The following is a 24,678-nucleotide window of genomic DNA, read 5'->3' on the forward strand; positions in this document are numbered from 1 at the left end:
GCGCCGATTCTTACAATGTCCCCATGTATCTCCCCCCGTCCACAAGCAGGTTGTGGCCGGTGATGAAGCGAGCCTGTTGGCTGGCGAGAAAGGCTGCTGCGGCGCCGAAGTCCGACGGGTCGCCGAAGCTTCCGCAGGGAATGGCCGAGACCATTTTCCGGGAGATTTCCTCCTGGGGTTTGCCTTCCAGGGCGGCGCGGTCCTTGACGAGTTTGTCCACGCGGGCGGTTTTGTGGGTGCCCGGCAGCAGGGCGTTCACGGTGATGCCGTGGGGGGCCAGCTCTGTTGCCACGGTTTTTAAAAAACCGGTCAGCCCGGCCCGGGCCATGTTGGAGAGCAGCAGGTCGCCGATGGGCTGCTTCACGGAGATGGAGGTGATGGCAATGATTCGGCCCCAGCCTTTGGCCTTCATGGCCGGGCAGACATGGTGGATCAGGCGCACGGCGCTCATGAGGTTGAGGTCCAGGGCTTTGGGGTAGTCCTCCAGCTCCGTGGTTTCAAACGTGCCGGGGGGCGGGCCACCGGCGTTGGTGACGAGGATATCCGGGGTGCCCAGGGCGTCGTCCACCCCTTGGACCAACCTGCGGATCTCCTCTTTCTTTGTCAGGTCCGCCCCGAAGCCGACAGCCTCGACACCGTGGCGTCCCGAGATCTCCCGTGCAGCCTCCCGGGCGGCGTCGTCGCTGCGGGAGCACACGGCAACCCTGCACCCCTCTTGCGCCAGGGCCTCGGCACAGCTCCGGCCGAGCCCCCTGGTGGAAGCTGAGACAAGGGCTGTTTTTCCTTTGATTCCTAAGTCCATGGTTTGTTTTTCCTTGTAACTGATCAATCCAAACATGCCTCCGGCAGGGCCGCCGGAGGCATGTGGAGCTGAATAGTTACTTTTTTTTGGTTTATCAGGGGCGAAAGAAGGGGGCCAGAAGGCGACGGACCTCGTTTGGTTCTCCCACGCCTCCCTTGCCGGACATCACATAGGCCAGGGCGGGAAAGGAGACCATATCGGCTTTTCCCACGCCCTGGTTTCGCTTGATGTCCCGCTGCAGCCTGTAGAGCTCCCGAAATGCCAGGTGGGGCTCTGCCCCGGCCATGTGCTCCATGACCTTGCGCGATCGCTTGGCGCCCTTGGCAACGTCCTTGTCCGAGAGGGTCGGCAGGTCAGGGGCATCGGAGAGGTTGGCGATGAACCGCTCTGCCTGGTCCATGGCCTCCTGCTTCAGGGAGAGGCTGTCGGCAGGGGCTCCGGATGACAGGCAGGCGAGGCGGCCTGCCGGGGAGTCCGTGGCGCCGTTGATGTTGGAATCGGTGGTGCCCACGATGATGGTTTTGCCCGGGTCGGGCAGAGGCATGCCGCAGTCAACGGAGAGGCAGACCAGGTGGGCCACCTCCAGGGCGCCTGCCTCTCGGTCCAGCACAGGCATCCAGGAGCCGGGGGCGGCGCTGAAGGTGTCCAGAAAGTCGAGGAGGGCGGTGAACCGGCTGTCCGGCTCAACATGGCCGGTGGCCGGGTCTGCTTCGGCGACTTTCCGGGCGCCCAGGGAGTAGTCTGTGACGGTTTGTGCCCGCCCCGCTTCGGTGAGGACGGAAAGATAGCGGGCCGAAGCCGCCTCATGGGTCAGGCCGTCTGCGGGGCTGCCTGTGCGGAAGGCTTCTCCCGTACGGATCACCGGCGGTTCGATCCAGGTGTTGCTGTCTGGGCCGGGGATCGCCGGAACCAGGCCGAACCGGATGGGAAGGCCGACGTCCCTGGCAAAGCTGAGGTCTGCGGCGCAATGGGCCGGGTTCACGATGACCACACCGGTGCCGATGTCCGGGGCCACCCAGTCCACGGCCCAGACGGGCATGAGATCGCCGTGCAGGGGGTGACGGGCATACGTCCCGGTAAAGGCCGGAAGGCTTTTTCCCCTGGGGGCCAGTTTGTGGTGCGGGTGCACGGCAATGGCACAGGCCGCGGGCAGGGGGCTCCAGTCCGTGGTGAAGCAGTGCAGCGCATCGGGTTCGGTACCGGGTTCTGTCTCCTGGAGGGGAAAGGCCATGAGGGCGCCTTTCCGGGGTTTCAGGGCCTTTTTTGCCAGGCGGCCCAGGCTGGCTGGGGCGTTTTCCAGCCATGTTGCCAGGAAGGCCTTGGCCTCGGCAGAGGGGAGATAGTAGAGCCCGTCCCTGGAGTCGCCTTCAGGGATTCGGTAGACCAGTCCACGGTGTTCAAGGGCCGTAAGCTGCGTGCCGGGATCTTTTTTTGGGGGGTGGCCCTCTTCTGTTTCGTCGAACACTTCGCTGAGCCGCGCGTAACACGACGCGATGGCCGTGGCGCGGAAAGAGCCGTCACTGGAGAATATCTTCATGGTGTCCTTTCCATGGGCCGCCGTGGGGTGCGGCGGCCGTTTTGCATGGTGAGAGGTGACGAATTAAGATGCCCTGTCCTGGGCCAGGTCGCTTTCTGAGCCTTTGAGGGGCTCGGGGGCGCCTGCTTTGGCGGGTTTGCGCTCCATGATCACGGCGATAAAAGAGCCCACCAGCATCACCGTTGCGCCGGTCAACTGCAGGCGGCCGATGGATTCCCCCAGAAAGAGGATGGAGAAAAACGACCCGAAGAAGGGCACCGTGAACATCATGATGGTGGCGGTGGAGGCGCTCACCCGCTGCAGGCCGTAATAGTAGAACAGGTAGGCAATGGCCGTGGGGCCCACGCAGAGGTAGGCCACGTTGTACCAGGCCGTGGGAGACACCGAGGCCCAGTCCACTGCGTGGGCATGGGGAACGGCCAGGGCAATGAGGGCCACGGCACCGCTCGCCGTGGCCCACGTCGTGGCCCGCAGCGGGTCGATGGTCCCCTTGGAGAGAAGCGTCTTGGACACAATGCTGTAAAGGGCCCAGCAGCAGGCTCCGACCACGAAGAAGATGTCACCTGTCATCCGGGTCTTTAAAGACGCCCCGGTGCCTGCCCCGGCCAGGAAGATCCCCGCGCCCACAAGCCCTAAGAAGAGCCCCATGATCCTCATGGACGAGGCCTTTTCCCGGCCCAGGGTGATGAGAAGGACGGTGGTGATGACAGGGCTGAGTACCGGGACAATGACGCTGCCGTCGATGGACGGTGCCAGGGAGAGCCCCCAGAAAAAGAAGAGATTGTAGGCAAACACGCCGAGGAGGCCTGCAAATCCCGCAGACATGGCAGCCCCCCATCCCACGGGCTTGGAACGTCCGTGCATCACCATGGCAAGGACCATCAGAAGGGCGCCCCCGCCCCCGAACCTTAGAGCCGCCGCCACTTCGTGGGGCAGCTCCCCCACCACGAACTTGGAACTCGCAAATGCACTGCCGAACATCACCATCGTCACCAGCAGGCTGAGATACGGTGACGCGCTGGAACCCGTTTTCTCCCGGCCTTGAGTCTTGTCAGTCAACATACAACATCATCTCCTTTCTTACGTTTGTATTACAAAAATCTATGGAAAAGGCGTAAACGCCTGGTCCGTCGTGTTCGTGGTGAGGGCGCCGGGCACAAGGGGGCTTCTGGTTTTTTCATCTTTTCAGTACCTGGGCCCGGTGCCGGGTTTGCCGGAACCGGGCCCAGGCGCTGGCCTGCGGTTATCTTCCCGATACCCGGTCCATGATGGGCGATTCGTCACCGCCGAAATTCACGTGGATCAGTTTCTGGTTCGGGTCGCTCTTCGTGATAAAGGGCAGGAGCCCGTCCCGGTCGCTGTCGCTGCCCGTGGGCGACCACAGGGGGGAGGCCGCGAGCTGCCTCAAATCGGTGAGGCTCAGGCCGCTGATCCGTTCCAGTCGGATGGCCAGCCCCTGGCTTTCAATCTGCCCGCCCATCAGGAGGGTGCGGATCTCTCCTTGCCTGGAAACCAGGTCCGGCTGCTCGGCGGAGAGGTAGTTGTGCAGCCCGGCACATTGCCCTGCAAAGGGGGAGAAGACCATGCAGGCCAGCTGCTCGGTGTTCAGGCCGAAGGTGTCCCGGGCGTATCCTTCCACGAGGCTGCGCATGTGCGTTACGCCCTCATCCGTGGCGTAGCGCTTTTTGATGGTTTCGATGAGGTGCTCCGGAAAGTCCTTGTGCTCCATGAGTTCAATGGCGAACTCCGTGTACTGATCAATGCCTTCCCGGTAGCCCCGTCCGTAGACCCGTTCGGTGCGAAGGCCGCGCAGATGCGCCATGAGGGCGGGGTTGGCGCAATCGGACTCCGTGAAGCTGAAGGCCAGCTCGTCGAAGACAAACCCCAGGAAATCGGTGAGCAGCGCCCAGTGGGCACCGGAGGCGTAGTCCGTGTAATCGTAAATCGAAAAAAAAGTGAGGGTCTCGGAGACATCCCACGTGACCCTGCGATCCGCCAGCCGGTCTGCATGGCCTGCGCCGTGGATCTCTGTAAAATAGGCCTGGGAGATCCCGTCGAGGACTTTCAGGGTGCCCTTGAAGGAGGCGTCCCCGGACGGCTTCTGCCCGGTCTTGTGTGCCAGCTTGTTGATCCATACGGCATAATCCCGCTGTTCGTCCGGGGAGTCCCCGGTGACGATGAGGTCCACGCCGCAATGCCGGGCCGCCACCCCGAAGAAATTGGCCACGTTGAAATTGCAGGCGTTGCAAAAGGAGGTGCGGCCGTCTCCGTATGACTGATGGCCGGCCATGAGCAGGTCGGTCCGGTTAAAGTCGATCAACACGTGGGGCATGGGGGCGTGCAGGTCAAAGGGCCGCACCTCCTCCCGTTCTATGAGGAGCAGCTCGGCCATGGGGTCGTCGTACACGCCCAGTGCCTGATAGGTCCGGTGGATGTTCTGCATCACGACAAAGGGCATGCCCGAGTGACGCATCGTCACGATGACCAGACGGAACGTCTCGCCGTGGAAGCGTTCCGCCATGGCCAGGTGCACGGCCCGCATAAAGGCGGTGGTGTAGGCGCTGTCCTTGCCGCCGCCGTAGGCCACCATCACCGTGTTTTTACTCAGATTGTCTTTGTGTGGTAATCTGCCGTGCAGGTTCGTTACACACTGTTCAACCGCATCTACATCATTATCCGGCAGGGCCTTTCGCAGCGCGCTCAGTATATGCTTTTGCATTCCAATTTCCCTTGTAGGTAATGTCAGTTTAGTGACAAACGCTGCTAATTCAGCAGCATACATGGTCTCGGTTCATGGCACAACTGAATTGCTTAATGGTAAGTAATTCTTTTGACCCATGTGATGAACTCATCCGTCGCCAGCAGGTCCGTGTGACCGCCGCTGAATCGTCGGCTTTTCACGCCCTCGGTGGTGTACTCGTCCCACCCGTCGAGGCCGTTTTTCGTGACCAGGGGATCCCGGTCGCCGGACGCCGCGAAAATGGGGCAGTGCAGCCGCCCGAAATCCGGCGCATGGAAATCGCTCAGCAGATTCAGCTCCTTGCGGCTTGTGTCGATGAGGACGTCCTTCCACTCCGGGTCGGGGATTCGTTCAAAGAGGCTTGGGTCGACCATGGCCCAGTAAGCCTCGATTTCTTCGGGCGATCTCGGTAGTAACGCGGCTCCGTCCAGAACATGGGGCGCGTTGGCGCCGACGACGATGAGCCCGCCGATGCGGCATGTTGTTTTTTCCAGGGCGGTGGCAAGGGCGTAGGCGATATACGCCCCGAAGCTGTGTCCGAAGAGGATGGGTCCCTTTTCCTGCATGTCCCGGAGGCGGGGCAGGCAGGACATGGCCGCGTCGTGAAACGAGGACGTCACATCGTCGTCCTGTCCGTAACGCCAGGGGTAGCGGAGAACCTGAGCCTTGGGCCTCAACGTCCGCACAATGGGCTGAAACTCGCTGCCGAAGGATCCGGTTCCGGGAAAGATAATGACATCCCGTGTTGCTTGCTCCATGATGGTTTTCCTTATTGGTTTGTCCCTTTTCAGCATCGCAGACCCAGCTCGTCGACGATCATGGCGAGGCTGATGGCGCCCAGGCGAAAATCCCATTTCTCGTTGACGGTTTCAGGGGACGGCCCGGCCATGCATTCCGGGTTCAGGGCCTCCACAGAGGCCACCATTTCCTGCCAGTCCTGCCAGAGCTGGTGGTCGACGATGGATTTGAGGTCATAGGCCGTAAATCCGTGTTTTGCACGGTTCATGACCTGGTCCGGGACGGTGTCGCGATACGCTTCTTTCAGGCAGGTCTTTCCTTCGAAATTCACCACCTTCTTGTCGTCGGGTACCTGAAGGGCCAGGGAGACCACCGAGTTTCCGAGGAAGGGGTAGCGTCCTTCGATGGAGTTGGCCATGACCATGGCGTCTCCGTGGTCACCCAGCAGGTGCCCGCCGAGCTGGACATAGACGTCGGCGATGGAACGCAGCTGCATGGGGGAAAGCCCGGTGAGCTCTGTTTCCGAATAGGGGATCAGGCGGTTGCGCCAGAACTCCCGGCCCACAATCTCCTGGCGCGCATGGTCGGACAGGAAGGTGCGACGGCGGCCTTCCACACGGTCTAAGTCCACCTCCCAGCTGAAATCCGCCCGGCCCCATGCCTGCTCGTTGCGGGCGCTGGCTTTGGGCGGGCGTCGCCGGACGCTGTCAAAGGCGTAGGAGTCGTAGCCGAAGAAGAGCTCATCGGCCCCTTCACCCGAGACCACGCCTTTGATCCCAGCCTTGTGCACACGCTCCGAGAGCATCATGGCAGAGACGTTGTAGGTCTCCCGCTGGGGAAAGCAGCAGTGGCGAACCATCTTTTCGAAGCGGGCGGCAATGTCTTTGGGGGCGCACTGCACCTCTTCGTGGACGCTGCCTGCGACCGCCGCCACAGAGCGTTGGTAGCGTCCCTCGTCCAGACGCGGGTCGTCGAACGTCACGGAAAAGGAGCGCATGGGGCCCTTGGACAAGGTGGCCGCGTCCATGAGGATCGCCGTGGAATCGAACCCCCCGCTGAGGTAGGACCCGATTTCCACATCGGAGTGAAGGCGCACGGCGATGGAGTCCCGGACACCCTCGCGGATCGCTTCCGCATCCACGGGTCCCTTCGTTGGTGTGAAGGTGCCGTAGCGCCAGTAGCGCAGGGTCTTGCGGCCGTCTTCGCTTATCTTGACGGCGCACCCCGGCTCCACGGCAGAGACCTCTGCCACAAGGGTCCTGGGGGCCACGATATTGCCCAGGGAGAAGTACTGGTCCACGGCGGCATAATCAAGGCGCCACGGTCCGGGTACGGACTGCACAAGGGGTTTCAGCTCCGAGCAGAAGTGGGTACCGTGCCCCGCTGTGGTGTAGAACAGCGGGCAGATGCCGAAGCGGTCCCTGGCCAGGTAGACGGTGTTTTCCAGGCGATCGTGGATCACCGAGGCAAATTGACCGTCGATTTTCTCCAGGCCGTCGATGCCGTAGCGGGCCACCAGCTCCGGAAGGATGGCCACATCCACCCCGTTGCCGCTGGGCCGGGGGATGCCCAGCTCCCGGAACAGGCTCTCGGCGTTGTAGATCTCCCCGTTTGTCAGGGCCACAAAGCGTCCGCTGGCCTCTTCCACGGGCTGCCAGCCGTTTTGCAGGCCGATCATCCCGAGCCTTGCGAGTTTTGCCGACAGGGACGCCGTGTTCAGGGAGTAGGCTTCGTCCGGTCCCCGGTGGGTCAGCCGGTTGTGCATGGCCACGCAGAGGCTGCGGTCCAGCCCACCGTCCGGGGCAAAGGTTCCGCTTATACCGCACATAAGCGTTCCACCTCCTTTTCGGGAAAGGCGTCCACAAGGTCGCCGAGTGTTTCGGCCCGAAGCACGTCCCGCACGCCCACATCGGTCCATCCCAGCTCCTTGATCTTGGCCAGCAGGATGATGGTGGAGGCCGAATCCCCGCCGATGTCGAAGAAGTTGTCGTCCCGGTTGGCGTCTTCAAGGCCCGTGAGGCTTCGCACCAGTGAGAGGATCTGGGCCTCGACGGTGGTGGCCTCCTCAAAGACCTGATGGCGGGCGGCCTGGAGGGCGTGGCGATCCACCTTGCCGTTTCGCGTGTAGGGCATGGCCTCCAGGCGCTTGAAAACCGAGGGCACTTTGTACGGGTTGAGGTTTGCTTCCAGGTGCCTACGCAGCATGCGGGGCTCGGCCACGCCCTGGTAGTAGCAGATAAGGGCGTCGGCCCCTGCGTCCTCTTCCCCTGCGTGGGATTCGGCCAGGACCACCGCCTCGACGATGGTGTCCAGGCCGCAGGCCACGCCTTCCACCTCTCCGGGGTCGATGCGGTAGCCCCGTACCTTGACCTGGCGATCGCTTCTCTCCACAAAGTAAAACTGGCCGTTTCTCACCGTGACGATGTCGCCGGTGCGGTACACCCGGTGGCCTTGCGGGTCGAGGAAACGCTGCAGCCCCTCTTCGGCAAGGTAGCCGACGGCCACGCTTTTGCCGGTGATGACAAGCTCGCCCCGGCAGTCCGGAGAAGGCTCATCCGTGGGGTCGGCCTGCTGCCGGGCCACCTTGACGTCGCAGTCTCCCACCACATCACCCAGCGGGACCCCGTCGCGGCATGCGTCGGGGCTCAGGGTACCGGTCAGGAGGTTGCAGATGGTCGACTCCGTGCATCCGTATGCGTTGTGGAAGTCTGTTACGCGCGCCCATTTTTCCACCACGGCAGGTCTGCAGGCGCCGCCGCCGTTGACGACGTGGCGCAGGTGCATGGCCGGTGTGGGCCATGTGGCCGTCAGGGCAAAGGGCGTTGTTTTCAAGTGGGTGATGGCATGATGCTCCAAGGTGTTCTGCAGGACGGCACCGGGTGCCAGCTCGTCTTCGTCCACCACCACAAGGCAGGCTCCGGCACAGAGGGTCCAGAAGATCTCGGTGAGGCACCCGTCGAAGGTGAGCTTTGCAAACTGGAGCGTCCGGCTGCCGGGCCCCACGTCCAGCCTGTGGATGTGGTCCCTGATCACGGAGGCCATGGAGTCGGCGGCCACGGCAACGCATTTCGGCTCTCCGGTGGAGCCCGAGGTGTGGATGGCATAGGCGATGTCGCCGCACTCACCGCAAAGGTCTTCGCGCGGCTCGAGCCGACCCGGGGCGTCACCCGCCCAGGGGGCAGGGGTGGGCACGAGTTCGACCTCTCCGGGGGTGGCGGTGCCCCGGGCCACCTGGTTGATTCGAAGCCGGGACACCTTGCTGCGATTGGAGTCCTGGCTGTCTCTCGGGTCCATGACCACAAAGGGCCGACGGGCCCTCAACAGCCCTGCCATCGCCACAATGGTTGCGGCATCGCGCCGCCCTTCGATGCCGACAAATTCACCGGGGAGCGTCTCCTGCTCCACGCGTGATGCCAGCTGCCTTGTCTTTTTGTCCAGGTCTCCGTATGTCAGGGATGCCGACGGCGTCTCCATGGCCGTGGCATCCGGTTGCATGCGGGCACTCCGGTCGATCATATCCGCAACAGACATGTTGTCTTTGATGTTGGTCTTATCCATGTTGATTTGATGCATACCGTTCCGTTTCGTCTTACGATCGCCTGGCGGGCGGTCTATTTCACATGATGGGAGAGGTGCCCGACCTTCTCCACGACAGCCTCCACCGTGTCACCTGCCTCAATGGCTGCGGCCCCCGGGGTGCCGGTACAGATCACCGTGCCGGGCAGGAGGGTGCGGCCAGCGGAGAAATACTCCACCAGAAAGCCTAAGTCGTAGCGCATCTCGGACACCTGTGCCGAAGCGATGGTCTCCCCGTTTCGGACGGTGGACACGCGCAGGGTGTCGAGCTCTCCCGGTGCGAAGGTGTCCATGGAGACCAGGGCGGGCCCGATGCTGCAAAAGGTGTCAAAGCCTTTGGCCCAGGGAATGTAGCGGGGGTTTTCGCGGATCACGTCCTCGGCGGTCATGTCCAGGACCGTGGTCACGGCCGCCACCGCATCCCGCCAGTTTTCGCGGCGTACATTCTTGCAGCGGGTTCCGATGACAAGGCCCAGCTCCCCTTCGGCGGTGACGCGCCTGCTCTGCTGCGGCAGCTCGATGGCATCGCCGTTGGCGATGAGGCACCCGGCGGGCCTCAGGTAGGATCCGGGCCCTGAAACCGGCTGGGTGGCGTCCAGGTCTTTGGCGTGTCCCCGGTAATTGAGCCCCGCGCCCCAGATATCCCCGCCGTCCCCTGCAACCGGGGCCGCCGTGTCCAGGCGGCTTGCCGACACATCTGCCGTATCCTGGGTCTCCAGGAGGCCCTGAATGGCTTCCCTCGGCTTGTCGGCCAGAAGTTCCACCAGGCGGAAGGACTGGAATTCCTCGGGCAGGCACATCCACCTGCCGTCGCCGTTGCAGGCGTGGATTTTTGCACTCTCTCCGTGCTTCAAACGAGATAGCTTCACTCTTTTTTTCCTTTCGAACCGGCTCTGGGCCGGTCTTTGTTTCCTATGCGCACATTTTCTGGGACACGATCTCTGAGGCCTTGTAGATGTCGGATTCCTTGGGGTCGTATGTGGCAACGTTCAGGGCCTCTTTCATGACGGCCATCTCATCGATCTTCTGCTCGGAGCACACCTTTTCGATGACCGGAAACAGGCTGGTGTGCAAGCCGATGACCCCGCCCAGGACCTGGAGGTAGTGGCTCCCTGGAATGACCTTCATCTCCTGGTTGCACATCTCGGCCAGTTTCGCGAATTCGCGGTAGTCGTAGTCGCCCTTTCCCATGTTGGACAAGATGCCCGCCAGGGACTCGATGGCGGCGTTGCCGCTTCCGCGGCCGATGCCGTAGAGGGTGCCGTCGACGACCGATGCTCCGGCAGAGATGGCGGCAAGGCTGTTGGCATTGGCCATGCCCAGGTTGTCGTGCCCGTGAAAGCCCACCACGGGGAAGGTTTCCCGGACGGCTCGGACATAGTTCTCGACGTCTTCGGGCAGCATGGTGCCGTAGGAGTCCACGATATAGACCCCGGTGATCTCCGAGGGCACATTCCGGAGGAAATTCCCGATCTTGTCCGGGGAGACCACGCTGGATTTCATGAGGTTCAGGTAGACGTCATCGCAATGGGTCAAGGCATGTTCCAGATAATCCAGGTTCTCCTCCACCCGGTACGCTTCCAGGCCCACCCGCACAAAGGACATCCCTTCGCTGCACAGCCATTTCAGTGTGGAGAGGCGGCTGAACCCGGGCTGAGCGAACATTCCCCATTTTGAGGTGCTGAAGTTTTCGTTGGCGATGTCGCACCACTCGGTGAGGCTGATGTTGCTCTCCGTGTACCCGGCCCTTTCCGCTTCAAAACCAATGCCGTGGGCCACTTCCACCAGGTTGACGGAGAGATCGTTGAGCCGTTTTGCCAGGCCAATGACAAAGGCCTTGTCAAACTGAAAATCAACCGCGTAGGAGCCGTCGCGCAAGGTCGAGTCGAGCAGCTGGATCCCATGGGTTGACGCCGTCACATCTTGTTTGGTTGTCTCTTTCATCATTCATGTCCCCTTCGTGTTTATTGCAGATTAAAGGTTATCCCGCTGTAAAGCCGGGGGGCTTGAACTGTTGAAGTTCCGGCGTGGCCTGGAAACGCACGCCCGGGGTGCAGGTGGATCACCGGTCCCATGCCGTGGGCAAGGGGCCGGGGGTTGTTACTGGCATTTTTGGGTATGGACGGTTTGGTTAATGTTCTGGAATTATCGAATATTACGAGGCCGTGACTCCAATGCACGGCCTCCTTTGCCTGGATCGCAGGGGCCGGGCGTGGCGATGTTGCTCGTCAACACACCGGTTCGTCGTCATAGTGCATGCGGTCGCCGGAGGCTATTTATTGTACGACTGGTAAAACAAAAGGCCGGTTTTTTCCCGTACAGGCATCGATCGTCCCACCTATACGGGGGGGCTTGACGATGCGGCGGTGTCGGGCGTCGGTCGTATTCCTGCCGATAAATCCTGCGGCATATTGACTATGTGCTCGTGACGTCAATTGAGGATTTATTGCTTGCGTAAAATGTACGTGATTCCGAAATGTCAGGAGGCTCAATTTATGATTGCAGGGTGCAATACAATGTTTTGATTTGGGCGAATCTTATAATACGTAACATGGTGTGGGGATATTATTTTACATGTGTTAATTCTGTCAAGGTAAAATCTTCAAAATAACAAAAATGAAGCCGAAGATTTGTCGCAATGACAAGGCCGGGATGTTTCTTCGGGATGCAACGGGCTGAATCCGTGATGCATACGACATGACTTGTGATGAGACTTTTTTGAGCTTCGCTTTATTGCTTCCCACTCTGGCGCGGTGCGGGTCTGGGGTGTTTGTGGTGTCCACCGACTTCGGGTGTCGATAAATCGCGGGTTGCGAAAAGAAGGTATTCGCAGCGTGGCGAAAGTCCCGCCACTTACGGGCGCAGGTAATTTCTCATCAGGCGCCCTGCGTGCCCGAAAAATCTGTTTTTGAAACCCATGGCCAGGTACCGCCGGTTCACCTGGCCTGTGTAGACGTCGTAGCCCGCCTCCTTGAGCATGGCGCGGCAGGACGGGGCGTCCCAGGCCCTTCCGGTCTCGGTCCGGGTGTCCATGTCCCGGGGGTTGGTTCCCCGCTCCGCCACCAGGAAGTTGGCCCCCGCCCTGAGGCACAAGGGGGAGGGCTCGTGGGCGGCCAGTGTGAAGATGGTGTTGCCGAAAAAGAGGCGGGTCACGGCGGTGATGCGGGCAAATTCCTCGTCGGAGATCTGGCCGTAGGGTTCCAGGGGGCTGCCGCATATGGGGATGCGCTTCATGGTGGCCATCCAGGAGATATTGAGTGTGCGCATGAGGTCCAGGAGATCGGCGATCTCCTCGTAGCTGTGCTCCGGGCCGATGGGTTCCAGGCAGGACCCCACCAGCAGGCCGGCCCGATGGGCGTTTTCAATGGTCTGCATGCGTTTGTACGGGTCGATGAGGGTTACCACCCCTTCGCCGAGTCTCAGGGCGTGGTAGCAGAAGGTGAAACCGGCTTTTTTTACGGCCCGGGCCTGGTCCGAATCCAGGTCGCCCCAGTTGGCAAAGAGGGGAATCCGCCCTTTGAGCTCCTTGCGGACCATGGCTCCCATGGAGAGGAAGAGGTCAAAGTCGTAATCGGCGGTGGTCATCAGGGAGATGGACCCCACGTTCTGGGCTCCAAGGGCCGCGGCGTGTTCCAGAACCTCTTTTTTGTTGAGACAAAACGGGGTGTCAAGGGCGCTCCAGGTATCGCTGAACATGCAGAACTGGCAGTCGTTGCTGCACCGTTCTCCGTTGAGGCCGATCTGGCCGTGCACCTCGCCCATGTTTCCGAACTGGCGGCGGGAGAGGCCGTCGGCTGTTTTCAGGAGGGCCGTGAATGCCTCGCCCCGGGTGGGGAGCTCGTGGAGCAGCGTCAGGGCCTCGCTCTTGGTGAGGCCTTTGCCCTTGCTGCCTTTGTGGATGATGGAGAGGGTGGCCTGGTCTATCGCTTTGCTTCGCATTTTTATCACCTCACTTCGCAATTCTTCGAACGTCGCCGCGATCTGCCTGCGGCAGGGTATCGGGCAGGGAAGAGATGGCCTGCCGGTGCGTGCCGGGCTCCGGGGAGTGCATGGGCCTGTAAAAACAGAATCTCACGCCGGTGGGCCGGGGGTGAAGAGGGCGGTTTGCCCCATTTGATGCCCGGTCACCTGCTCACCGCTAAACAGATAGCAAGGCATATGCCAATGGAAGGGGCAGGGTGGGGAAGGCCCGGGGGGCAACGCCCCCCGGGTGACGGTGGCACCGGGGAGAAAACCCCCCGGTGCAGGTTACGCGGTGACAGATCAGAAGGAGGCTGTGAGGCCCTTCCAGAAGGTCACCAGGTTGGAGCGGCTGGTTTTTCTGAACTCACGCCACATGCCGGCAACGGTCATGCGGGTGGCAAACCAGGCTGTGTGGGCAAGGCCTTCGGGGAGAATGCCGACCCCCATAAACGCCTTGGCCACGGGATCCAAGGGAATGGAGCCCCTGGTGATGCAGTAGGTGTCCCGGACCTCCACCTGGTTCGGGTTGCGTTCAAAAGACTTGGGCCAGTAGCCTTTTTTGGACTGGAAGATTCCCTTGTAGTTGTACCCGTCGTTTCCGTAGTGGTAGCTGAGATCCGAGACCCGCTCCACCAGCCGGTTGGAGAATCCATGGTCGTTGTGCCTTCCGGCCATGGGGGCCAGGCCCAGGGAGAGCACGCGGAATCCCGGCTCGGTTTTGAAGCAGGCAAGGGCATCGTCCACAATGGCATCGAAGATGGCGATGTTGCGGCTGTCGTCCCGGCGGTTGATGTTGGCGTACCACCCGATTTTACGGTTCTGGTCGTACATCGCCTCAAAGGTAACGTATCCAACGAGGGCGCCGTCCAGTCGGGCAAAGAAGGTGCGTTCGTCCGGTTCGTCCCGAAACGTGGGCTCGCGGAGAAGCAGGTTCAGAGGGGTTTTGGTTTTGCGCGTCTGGCGCCATGCCTCGGAGATCTCCATGGCCTGCTGTGCCAGGGTGGGGTCGGAGTCCCACCGGGCTTCGGAGACCACAAGGCCTTTTTTCTGGGCCTTGCGGATTCGACGCCCCACGTTTTTCCCTTTGATGGTCCAGTCGTTGAGGATAAGGGTCTCAACCCCCATGTGGGTGGCGTCAAATCCGTGGCTGCTGAAATGACGCGCGGTCTCCAGGCTGCACTGCATGCCCACCAGGGGGCGGCGAAGCAGGCGGCTCTCTTTGACAAAGGCCTTGATTACCGCCGCCGCATCGCATGGGCAGCAGAAGGGGTCGCCCACAAAGATGCGAACGCCGAATTTGTCCTGATAGGCGATGGAGCCTTTTTCATGGGGGAAATGTGAGAACTGGGGGTCTTTTTTGATGGAGTAAGCCATGGTGAATGAACCGAATCTTTTGTAGTTTTCCATAAATCGTGTGTTCCTTCTTTTTTTTGCGATTGTTACGTTTCGCCTGTGTATGCATGCTTGTCGCATGGGGTGTTGTGGCGGTTTGAACATTGTGGGGTTTTGGGGTGGGAAAGGCGGGGCGTATCACAGGGGCTTTTTCATGCGAAACTGTGATGAAAACCCGGCTTTGGCGGCGATGGGGCCGTAGGGCAGGGTGCCGCAGTCGGCAAACCCGAGCTCCTCGTAGAGCTTTTTGGCCCCGGGGTTGGTGTCGACAACTTCCAGACGAACGCCGGAGAGGCGGCGGGTCCTGCCGAAGGCGAACAAGGTCTCCAGGAGCCGGTGGCCCACCCCGGTACCCCGGAAGGCGTTGTCCACCGCGATAACCTGCACCCTGACCTCGTTGTGGCTTAAGGGGTGGATGTCCTTGAACACAGAGCCGCTGAGCTTTCGCGTCACGCCCCCGAAGAAGCCGAACTCCCGGTTCAGGGTGGCAAGGTTCAGGTTGATGAATTTCTGGTTTTGGTAGTGAAAGCCCAGCATGCCTGCGACACGCCCCCGGCAGACGGCATAGATTCCCGAAGAGAAGTCCGCGCCGTCGCGATAGATCCGCAGGGCCTGGGCGCGGTCACGGGGCTTGAGCATGAGGTGGTCGATTTTTTGTCCGAATCCGCTTAGAAATACCTCAATGGCTGATTGCTGAAGTGTCTCGGGCAGCTTTCCCGTGACGATGATCGGGGTGTGACTCTTGTCCTTCATGGTGCAAAACTCCTTTTGGTAGGTAAGTAAAGAACGACCTGAAAAGGCGGGGCCTTACCGGCGGTGCTCCCGTCGCTGTGAGGGGTGTGCGCCTGGTGGCAATCTGCCCCGCGAAGACGGGTCAGTAACGAGTAAATAGTAGGGAAGGATGAGATATTGGTACAGGAGTGATTTTTTACTCTTGAGGTGGTGTTGCCGGTCCGGATATCTTCCGGGTTGACTGCACCCTTATCCGGGGCATCATGGCCGCATATGTAGTGGCTTACCTCAACGCGCTGATAACGCAGCTGATGGGGGGATGGCTTATCTGGAGGGTGAGGAAATTGAGTCGAAAACGGTGAATGGCATTTTGCGGTTTTGAAATACCTTAGATTTTTGCCGTAAAAAACTGTAATAGCACTTTATTTTTCTGTCTTAGCTGTTTTCTCGTGGGCTGTCCGGGTGGGGATGTTTTCCCGGAAGGGGTTGGTGGGGATGTCGTGGTAGGTATGATGAAGTGAAACAGGCAGGTATTGCGGGGGAGGGGCGGGCGGATTACTCCGGGGCGGTCATCACCTGGGTCATGATGCGCCGGATCTCCCCTTTGTTCTGCATGTCGGTGATGACTGCATTGAATTTGATGATGAAGTCTTTTTTGAAGTGAAACCGCCCGAAGTCCCGGCTGGTGAACCCCAGGTGGCCCCACTCGGTGCTGACGACAAGGGCCTCGCTCAGCAGGGCGTGGGTTCCCCCTTCATCGTAGAGACCCTCTTTTTTGAGTTTGTTGAGTTCCCAGAGGATGGCGAGGCGGTCGTTGATGTAGCAGTCTGTTCGTTTGATGCCCAGTTTCAAGAGATTGATGCGGTTGCTCCTGGCTTCGTCGATGCGGATGTTGTTTTTTTCGACTTCGCGGTAAAAGGCCTCGCCTCCTAAAAGAAAGCCGTCGTTGCTACCGATGGTCAGGCCGCGGAAGTCTTCGGGCCAGGTGTGCCTGGGGGCGCTCTGCAGGATCTCGTCCCGGCAGAGAAGCACCACTTTTTCCTGGAGGATGGGGGTGGAGTAGGGCCACATGTACGGCCGCGCCCGGGGTCTGAAGTAGGGCGGGCAGATGGCGAACACCTTGCCGTTTTCGATGTCGTGAAGTCCCCGTTTCCAGGGGATGGGCAGGATGGTGACGCGGTACCCCTCCATGCGCTGAAAGGCCTGCTCAAGGATGGCGGGGTAGATGCCCCGGGCCTGTCCCTCCACCGCGTAGCTGTAGGGTGGGTAGTTGTCGTCGCAATACACGACCACATCCGTTGCTGCGATGCCTGTTTGCCATGTGGTCAGGCAGGTTATCAGCAGGGCTGCAAGCCAGAGGCCTTTTTTCATGCATCCGTCCATGTGGGGGGTGATGGGGGTGTCCGGTTCGGGCCGGGCGTTGAGGTGTGTTGCTGTGTGAGAAAAGTATATCAGAGGGACTGGATGGCGGGAAAGGTAAATAAACGGGGTGGGTTGCGGCACCCGGGGCTGCCGGGGCAGCCCCGGGTGCGGGGATGTTGTCAGATGGCGTTGTTGAGCTGCTTCAGGGCGCGCATGAGGGCCTGGGTGCCCATGCGTGAGCCCCCGTGGGCCATGACGGCCTGGTAGAGCTGATTGACCAGGGCAAGGCCGGGCAGGGCCAGGTTCATCCGCCGGGCCTCCTCCAGGGCGATGCCCATGTCCTTGACAAAGTGCTCCACGAAAAAGCCGGTGTCGAACTCCCCTTTGAGGATCCGGGGCGCCAGGTTGTCCAGGGACCAGCAGGCTGCCGCACCGCCCGTGATGCTCGAGAGCATGACCTCAAGGTCGAGCCCGGCCTTTTCTCCGTAAAGAAGGGATTCGCACATGCCGATCATGGTGCCGGCGATGACGATCTGGTTGCACATCTTGGTGTGCTGGCCGGAGCCGGCAGGGCCCTGGTGGACGAGCTGCTTGCCCATGATTTCGAACAGGGGTGTCAGCGCTTTTACGGTGTCCTTGTCGCCCCCCACCATAATGGAGAGGGCTGCGTTGCGGGCGCCCACGTCTCCGCCGGAGACCGGGGCGTCCACGGCCCGGACATCTTTGGATGCGGCCTCTTTGTAAATGGTCTGGGCAAGGCTCGGGGAAGTGGTGGTCATGTCCACCACCACGGCGCCGGGGCGCGCACCCTTGAGAATACCGGATTCTCCCAGGTAGACCTCTTCCACATCCTTGGGAAATCCCACGATGGTGAAGATTACGTCCGAGGCGGCGGCCACCTCCTCGGGGGTCTCTTTCCACTCGGCCCCCAGGTCCATGAGGGGCTGGGCCTTGGCTTTGGTGCGGTTGGTGACAGTGGCTTGAAAGCCGTGGTCCATGAGGTGGCGGCACATCCACTGTCCCATGACCCCGGTCCCGATCCATCCGATACGTGTGTCGGTCGTGCTGAACTGCATGGCGATACCCTTCCTTAAAATGTAATAAATGGAAACGCTACTTCATCATCTTTTCGGGGACCACTTCGATCCAGTACCCGTCGGGATCTTCCACAAAGTAGATGCCCATGGCCTCGTTCTCCCAGAGGTTCAGGCCCATCTCCTTGTGGCGGGCATGCCAGGTGTCGTAGGCATCGGTGGTGACGGCCAGATGGATTTCGTTGTCGCCCAGGTTGTAGGGCTCTGTTCGCTCTTTGAGCCAGGTGAGTTCGAGCTGGTGACCGCCGGTGCCGTCCCCCAGGTAGACGAGGACAAAGCTGCCGTCTTCGGCCTCATGGCGGCGGACGATCTCGAAGTCCAGGGCCTCGGTGTAGAAGGCGAGGCTTTTTTCAAGATCGAAAACAGTGAAGTTGGTGTGTGCGATTTTTAAGGTGCCCATGGGGTCTCCTGTGGTTTTATTGCTGACGTGTTGAAGGAGGGGGCGCCGGGGGCTCCGGTGCGTCCTTGTTAAGGTCTGTCGGGTGAAACAGTATAGCGCCGACGCTGACTGCCGGTCAACCGGATGGAAGGGGGAGTGGGAGGGGGAAACAAAAAAGGCCTGTCGAAAAAATCGACAGGCCCTTGAAATCTTAAATGGTGGAGCTGAGGGGGATCGAACCCCTGACCTCATGACTGCCAGTCATGCGCTCTCCCAGCTGAGCTACAGCCCCACATTTTGTGTCTGGTGCGTTTGAAGATCGCTCGCAACAAACGAGAGAGTATTTAGACCATCACCGCACGGGTGTCAATGAAAAAAATGACTCTTTTTGCGCTTTCGGAATGCCCGGGGACGATAGGGCCCCGGACCCATTTGAAATACCGGGGCGCTCCGGGGGGCGGAAAATAAATTCTGTACTCTCAAAACAAGGGATGGTAAAGGTATTCGAGTTTTTTAATATAAGGGTATGAACCCGTATGGGCGTGGGAAAATGAGGTGGCGGCACTCGTTTGCTGCGGCCGCCGGGCGGTGATGGCTCACCGCGTTCGGCTATCCTGTCGTGATGCGCAAGCAACTGCCTTACCAGATGGTGCCGCCCATCCGTCCCAGCCCCCGAAACCAACGACGACAATAAGGGTACAGAGGTATATTGATGCTACAAATGATGCGTGACAATGCCGGCTCCTGGATAATCAAGATACTGCTGGGCGTTATTGTCCTGGTATTTATTTTTCTTGGACTCGGACCGGACCGCAACAGCGGCAACTCCATTGTTGCAGAGGTGAACAAGGCCGTTATCAGCTGGGACGATTACCGACTGGCCTACAATGAACTGGTGGAGGGATACCGGCGTCAGCTGGGCGGAAACCTGAGCCAGGAGATGATCAAGATGTTCCGGCTCCGTGAGCAGGCCCTGGAGAGCCTCATCACCAGTGAGCTGATGACCCAGGAGGCCGAGCGCCTGAAGCTTCAGGTGACCGACAAAGAGCTTGAGCAGGCCATCACGGAGCTGCCCTATTTCAAACGGGACGGCGTCTTTGACATGACGCTCTACGAAGCCCTCCTTCGCCAGAACGGGCTCACCGTTCCCCAGTTTGAAGCGCAGCAGAGAAAGGCCATGCTCATCTCCAAGCTGCGAAGCATGGTGGAAAGCGGCGTGCAGGTAACGGACGGCGAAGTCCAGGAACTCTACAAATACAAGAACACCGAAGCCTCGGTCCGCTACGCCCTGTTTGATCCGGCCTCCTACGCGGATGTCACCGTGGACGATGACTATGTCACGACCTATTTTGCCGAAAACGGAGAGCGATACAAAACTGACCCCGAGGCCAGGATCGCCTTTATGCGATTCAGCCGGGACGACTTCCGCAACGGGGTGAGTGTCTCCGACGAGGAAGTCGCAGATGCCTACGAGGCCAACCTGGCCCGGTACCAGACCCCTGAGACCGTGGAAGCGAGCCATATCCTCATCAAGGTGGCCGATGAGGCCACGGACGAGGAAGAGGCTGCGGCCCGGAAGCGGGCCGATGAGGTGTACGCCAAGGCCACGGCCGAGGGCGCGGATTTTGCCGAACTGGCCAAAACTTTGTCCGAAGGGCCTTCGGCCAAGGACGGCGGGCGCCTGGGCGCCTTTGACCGCAGCTCCATGGTGAAGCCCTTTGCCGACAAGGCCTTTGCCATGGCCGAAGGGGAGATCAGCGAACCTGTCCGGACCCAGTTCGGCTGGCACGTGATCAAGCTGGAGAAGAAAAACCCCGCCACGGAAAAGAGCCTGGCCGAGGTGTCCGACGAAATCCGTCAGGGCCTTGTGGATGAGCAGGCCGAAGCCGACGCCTACGCTGCGTCGGAAAATGCCTTTGACATGGTCCTGGGCAGCGACAACCTCAAGGAGGCAGGCGAGACCGCCGAGCTTCCTGTGACCGAAAGCGCATTTTTTACCCGCTGGAAAGGTCCCGAGACCGTTCCCGGCGTGGATCGCATGCGTATCGCCAAAGACGCCTTCGACCTGGAGGTCGGCGGGGTCAGCGATATTCTGGAATACAACGGCACCTACTACATCGTTCAGCTCATGGAGAAGAAAGAGTCTGTGGTGCCTGAACTCACCGCCGTAAAAGAGGCTGTACAGGCCGATGCCCTGTCTCAGGCCAAGGCTCAGAAAGCCGAGGCCGAGGCTGCCGCCCTCCTGGCCCTCCTCAAGGAAGGCAAGGACTTCCCCGAAGGGACCAAGGTCACAGAGTCTCCCATGTTTACCCGGGACGGCAAAGGGGCCGATGCCCTGGATCGCAAGGTGGTTGAGGCGGCCTTTGGTCTCAACGCCGAAGAGCCTGTTGCCGGTGAGGTGATCAGCGGCAACGGAGGCTACTATGTGGTGGCCCTCAAAGAGAAGAAGATTCCCGGCCTGGACGGGTACCCCGAGGTATCCGAAGACCTGAAAGCCGAGCTTCTCAATCGCAAGCGCAGCGATGTGCTGTCCAAGTGGGTTGAGGAGTTGCGAAACGCCGCGGAGATCAAGCGGGACCCCCGTTTCGCATCAGCCGACGCTGAATAATCCGTCCTGCGTGTCGGACTCCCTGACGCCCGAGGGCGACCCGGGGGCCTGACCCATGGCCCGAAAAGACGAGAAACCTGCCGGAAACGCTTCATTGGCTTGCCCGGCAGGTTTTTTTTATGGTAGCATATATATCTGTATGCGCTGACCAAAAGGGCTTGCGCGATACCGCCATGATCCCGCACGGGGTCCGGAGAGAAAAGCCGGTTTCCCATGCATATTTTCAAGCCAGTCGCCCATCGACCAGAAGACCAGACGACCCTCACGACAACCACTCAGCAGGAGATGGTGCATGGGAAAAGCAAAAACCAAACGGGTGTTCCCGTCCAAAAGGTGCCCGTATTGTTTTGCCAGCCTGTCGCTGGCTGCAGAGACCTGCCCGAGCTGCCACAAGCGCGTGGGGACGGTGGACCGATACGGCCTGGCCAAAAAACCCATCAACTATTTCGGGTACCTCGCCGCCGTGATGTGGGCGGGGATCTTTGTCGGGTACATCTGGTTTGCCTTTGTTCGGTAGCCACATGCACAATCGATGATTTCGAGGCCGGGAAGAACGTCATGACGTCCAACCGGCCTTTTTTATTTATTTGAGGGAGAAACCATGACAGGAAAATCGTTTCAACGTGTCCTTCACTGCCTGCTGGCCGTGATGCTGGTTGTCACCGCCGCGTGTGCCCGCCGTGACCTCGGCACCACCGCTGCTCCGGAACCGCGCCTTCCCAAAGACCCGGCCGTGGTGGAAGGGGTCTTGGACAACGGGATGACCTATCTCGTGATGAGGAACACGGAGCCCAAGGACCGGGTGAGCATGCACCTGGCCGTTAAATCAGGCTCCATGGTCGAGACCGAAGCCCAGCGGGGCGTGGCCCACTTTCTGGAACACATGCTGTTCAACGGCTCCGAGCATTTCCCCCCCGGTGAACTCATCAAATACTTTCAGCGCATCGGCATGCGGTTCGGCGGAGACGCCAACGCCCATACCGGTTTTTATGAAACCGTCTACGACGTGGTGCTGCCCGCGGGCGACACCAAGAGCCTGGCCGAAGGGCTCCTGGTCATGCACGACTATGCGGGAGGGGCTCTGCTCCTGGAGACAGAGGTGGACCGGGAACGCGGGGTGATCCTGGCCGAGAAGAGAGACCGGGACTCCGAATCCTACCGCAGCTTTGTGAAGAACCTGGCCTTTGCGTTGCCGGGCATGCGGATCAATGATCGGCACCCCATCGGCCTGGAGTCGGTCATCAAGGGCGCGGATTCAGCCCTTCTGAGGAGCTATTACGACACCTGGTACCGCCCGGACAACATGGCCGTGGTGGTGGCGGGAGACGTGGATCCCGTCGAGGTGGCTGGGTTGATCCGGGACCGCTTCTCCTCCCTTGAGGCCCGTGCCCCCAAAGGGAAGCTCCCCGACGAGGGCTCCTTTGCCCATGCAGGGACCAAGGCGTTTTACGCCTACAATCCCGAAGCGGGGAGCACCACCGTGACCCTGCAGGTGTTGCATCATGTGGCGCGGCAGCCCGATTCCTTTGCCGTCCGACGGGAGCAGATGCTCTTTGACATGGCGAGCCGGATCCTTGACAACCGGCTGGAGGAGCGTATCGGAAAGCCCGGTACTCCCTTTACCTCGGCCGGGGCCGGGGCCGGAACCTATCTGCGCCATGTGCGCTACGGCATTGTGGCGGCGGATTGTGACGCAGAAAATTGGGAGGAGAGTCTTGCCGTCATCGACCATACCCTGCGCAGTGCCCTGGCCTTCGGGTTTGCACCCGATGAGGTGGCAAGGGTCAAAAAGGAGATGAAAAACGCCCTCCTGCAGGCGGAGGAGAAGGCCTCCACCCGGGACAGCAGGGCCCTGGCTTCCCTTCTGATCCAGAGCTACACCACAGAGAAGGTGGTTGTCTCCCCCGGGGATGCGCGCCGCCTGTTCGAGCCTGTGGTGGACGCGGTGACGGCAGACGAGCTGCATCGCGTGCTCAAGGAGGTGTGGAACCCCTCCCATCGCCTTGTGATGGTGGAGGGCAACCTCCGCCTGGACGCCGGTGACAAAGGCCCAGAAGCCGTCCTTCTTGCCGCTTATAAGAAGAGCGGCCTTGTGGCGGCCACCCCGCCCCCGGCCAAGTCGGCAGCGGCGTTTCCCTACCTTCCGGCCCCTGAAACCCCGGGCAAGGTTGTTTCGCGGGTGGATCACGATGACCTCGGGATCACCGTGGTCACCTTTGACAACGGGTTGGTTCTGAACCTGAAGCAGACGGATTTCAAGGCCAGGGAGGTGCTCTACTCCCTGCGGTTCGGACAGGGTGTCAAAGGGGCCCGGGGGCTTGCCCCCGGCCTGGCCTCCATTTCCGAGATGGTGACCAACGAAAGCGGCCTGGGGCGCCTGAACCGGGACGAGACCGCCCGGGCCATGGCCGGTACCAATACCTCCTTTTACTATGGTGCGGGCCAGGACGGGTTCGGTCTCTCCGGGCGCACCATCCCCGGGGAGCTGGAACTCATGTTTCAGGTGCTTTTTACCCAGCTTACCGACACCCGACTCAAAGAGGATGCCTACCACCTTTCGACCCAGCGCTATACACAGGGCCTTGAGGAGATGGATCGCACCGTGGACGGCGTGCTCCAGAAACAGGTCGAGGCCTTTCTCACCGGGGATAAAGCCCGCTTCGGGTATCCGGGCGTCTCCCTTGAGGGCATCGACCTGGAGGCGGTCAACGGTTTTGTCATGCCCGACCTGCAAGGGGCGCCCCTGGAGCTCTCCGTGGTGGGGGACATGGACGTGGAGGAGGTGATCTCCCTGTGCGGGCGATGGCTCGGGTCGCTTCCCCGCAAGGCCACGCAGCCTGCCCGGGATCACGACCTTGCCTTCCCCGGGGGAAAGCGCCTTGATCTCTCCGTTGAGAGTTCCATCGACAAAGCCGTGGTCACGGTGGCCTGGCCCACCACGGGCATGGGCGATATCCATACGGTACGCCGCCTCTCCATCCTGGGGTCTCTTTTTTCCGAGCGCCTGCGGGAGACCGTTCGGGAAAACCTGGGGGCGGCCTACTCTCCCAAAGCCTGGAACCGTTCCAGCAGGGCCTACCCGGAGTATGGCACCCTCCGTGCCGTCATTACCGTGAGCCCCGAACAGGTGGACGAGGTCATCGCAGCGGTGAAAGAGATCGCCGACGGCCTCCGTGGGGCACCGGCCACCGAGGATGAACTCCGGCGCGTGGTGGACCCCGTGGTGAACCGCATCATCGACTACCGGCGCACCAACGGGTACTGGCTCAACAGCGTTATGCAGGACTCCTCGAGGTACCCGGAAAAACTGGTCTGGCCCCGGGATATCCTGGAGGACTACGCCGCCGTTACAGCAGCTGAGCTCCAGGCCCTGGCCCAAGCCTATCTCAAGGTTCCGGAGGCCGCGGTCCTGACGGTACGTCCCGTGCCGTCGTCCTGATCGCCTTTTCTGGCCCTGAAATTTTCGCCGCCCTGGAAACGGGGCGGTTTTTTTTGCCTCTTTGAAAAAAAACGGGGGAGGGGGCGATGGGCTTTTTCCATGATATGTTTCTTGGGAAAGAACGTATCTGCAAGGGTTTTGGGTGGGATGGAAACGCAATGTATACGGTGGGATAACATCTTTATGGCAGGCCTCTGTCCGGGGCTCGTAATGGTCTTGATTTTATGCAGGTGATCATTTATATAGTCCCCACAAACATTTACGACTCACGTGAGGTGCGCCTGCATGGAGACTGAGACGGCGCGTCTGTGTAATG

General features: G+C 60.6%; 18 protein-coding genes and 1 tRNA gene. 3 read left to right on the forward strand and 16 right to left on the reverse strand.

Features of this window, described 5'->3' with window-relative positions; all coding sequences use genetic code 11:
• Positions 1–10 precede the first annotated feature (10 nt).
• The 16 genes from MSL71_RS09060 to MSL71_RS09135 form a co-directional block, all read right to left on the reverse strand.
• Positions 11–802, reverse strand: coding sequence for an SDR family oxidoreductase (locus MSL71_RS09060; RefSeq protein ID WP_180139131.1), 792 nt, complete (start codon positions 800–802; stop codon positions 11–13).
• Positions 803–896: 94 nt separating this feature from the next.
• A complete protein-coding gene (locus MSL71_RS09065; RefSeq protein WP_180139134.1) occupies positions 897–2,339 on the reverse strand; it encodes a hypothetical protein in 1,443 nt (480 codons plus the stop codon).
• A gap of 63 nt (positions 2,340–2,402) precedes the next feature.
• Positions 2,403–3,401 (reverse strand): DMT family transporter, encoded by a 999-nt coding sequence (locus tag MSL71_RS09070; RefSeq protein WP_180139137.1) that lies wholly within the window; start codon positions 3,399–3,401, stop codon positions 2,403–2,405.
• Between the two features lie 181 nt (positions 3,402–3,582).
• A complete protein-coding gene (locus MSL71_RS09075; RefSeq protein WP_180139141.1) occupies positions 3,583–5,058 on the reverse strand; it encodes a PqqD family protein in 1,476 nt (491 codons plus the stop codon).
• Positions 5,059–5,150: 92 nt separating this feature from the next.
• A complete protein-coding gene (locus tag MSL71_RS09080) occupies positions 5,151–5,837 on the reverse strand; it encodes a thioesterase II family protein (RefSeq protein ID WP_180139145.1) in 687 nt (228 codons plus the stop codon).
• Between the two features lie 29 nt (positions 5,838–5,866).
• Positions 5,867–7,645 carry an asparagine synthase (glutamine-hydrolyzing) gene (gene asnB / locus MSL71_RS09085; RefSeq protein ID WP_180139148.1) on the reverse strand — a complete coding sequence of 593 codons (1,779 nt, stop codon included), beginning with the start codon at positions 7,643–7,645 and terminating at the stop codon, positions 5,867–5,869.
• Positions 7,633–9,390: a non-ribosomal peptide synthetase gene (locus tag MSL71_RS09090; protein WP_218950989.1), complete on the reverse strand. Its 1,758-nt coding sequence runs from the start codon at positions 9,388–9,390 to the stop codon at positions 7,633–7,635. The genes asnB and MSL71_RS09090 overlap by 13 nt, the downstream gene beginning before the upstream one ends.
• A 38-nt stretch (positions 9,391–9,428) precedes the next feature.
• Complete coding sequence (locus tag MSL71_RS09095) at positions 9,429–10,262, reverse strand: fumarylacetoacetate hydrolase family protein (RefSeq protein ID WP_218950990.1); 834 nt, start codon at positions 10,260–10,262, stop codon at positions 9,429–9,431.
• 43 nt (positions 10,263–10,305) lie between these two features.
• A complete protein-coding gene (locus MSL71_RS09100) occupies positions 10,306–11,340 on the reverse strand; it encodes a beta/alpha barrel domain-containing protein (RefSeq protein WP_218950991.1) in 1,035 nt (344 codons plus the stop codon).
• Between the two features lie 906 nt (positions 11,341–12,246).
• Entirely contained in the window at positions 12,247–13,332 is a 1,086-nt protein-coding gene (locus MSL71_RS09105) for a biotin synthase BioB (protein WP_180139151.1), read from the reverse strand.
• Between the two features lie 324 nt (positions 13,333–13,656).
• Positions 13,657–14,763 carry a DUF2156 domain-containing protein gene (locus tag MSL71_RS09110; protein WP_180139154.1) on the reverse strand — a complete coding sequence of 369 codons (1,107 nt, stop codon included), beginning with the start codon at positions 14,761–14,763 and terminating at the stop codon, positions 13,657–13,659.
• A 123-nt stretch (positions 14,764–14,886) separates the two neighbouring features.
• Positions 14,887–15,501 (reverse strand): GNAT family N-acetyltransferase, encoded by a 615-nt coding sequence (locus MSL71_RS09115; RefSeq protein WP_180139157.1) that lies wholly within the window; start codon positions 15,499–15,501, stop codon positions 14,887–14,889.
• A gap of 534 nt (positions 15,502–16,035) precedes the next feature.
• The gene (locus tag MSL71_RS09120; protein WP_180139160.1) at positions 16,036–16,851 is read right to left on the reverse strand and encodes a substrate-binding periplasmic protein; all 816 of its coding nucleotides are present in this window, start codon (positions 16,849–16,851) and stop codon (positions 16,036–16,038) included.
• Positions 16,852–17,021: 170 nt separating this feature from the next.
• Positions 17,022–17,918: an NAD(P)-dependent oxidoreductase gene (locus MSL71_RS09125; RefSeq protein ID WP_180139163.1), complete on the reverse strand. Its 897-nt coding sequence runs from the start codon at positions 17,916–17,918 to the stop codon at positions 17,022–17,024.
• Between the two features lie 37 nt (positions 17,919–17,955).
• The gene (locus MSL71_RS09130) at positions 17,956–18,336 is read right to left on the reverse strand and encodes a VOC family protein (protein ID WP_180139166.1); all 381 of its coding nucleotides are present in this window, start codon (positions 18,334–18,336) and stop codon (positions 17,956–17,958) included.
• 195 nt (positions 18,337–18,531) lie between these two features.
• Positions 18,532–18,607, reverse strand: a tRNA-Ala gene (locus MSL71_RS09135).
• Positions 18,608–19,036: 429 nt separating this feature from the next.
• Here MSL71_RS09135 and MSL71_RS09140 point away from each other — a divergent pair.
• The 3 genes from MSL71_RS09140 to MSL71_RS09150 all read left to right on the forward strand — a co-directional run bounded on the left by MSL71_RS09140 (position 19,037) and on the right by MSL71_RS09150 (position 24,362).
• On the forward strand, positions 19,037–20,923 hold the full coding sequence (locus MSL71_RS09140) for a peptidylprolyl isomerase (RefSeq protein WP_180139169.1): 1,887 nt from the start codon (positions 19,037–19,039) through the stop codon (positions 20,921–20,923).
• 292 nt (positions 20,924–21,215) lie between these two features.
• Positions 21,216–21,440: a hypothetical protein gene (locus MSL71_RS09145; protein WP_180139173.1), complete on the forward strand. Its 225-nt coding sequence runs from the start codon at positions 21,216–21,218 to the stop codon at positions 21,438–21,440.
• A gap of 84 nt (positions 21,441–21,524) precedes the next feature.
• The gene (locus MSL71_RS09150) at positions 21,525–24,362 is read left to right on the forward strand and encodes a M16 family metallopeptidase (RefSeq protein ID WP_180139176.1); all 2,838 of its coding nucleotides are present in this window, start codon (positions 21,525–21,527) and stop codon (positions 24,360–24,362) included.
• Positions 24,363–24,678: the final 316 nt, after the last annotated feature.

The organism is Desulfoluna butyratoxydans (genome assembly GCF_900699765.1).
In the GTDB taxonomy this organism is placed as follows: domain Bacteria; phylum Desulfobacterota; class Desulfobacteria; order Desulfobacterales; family Desulfolunaceae; genus Desulfoluna; species Desulfoluna butyratoxydans.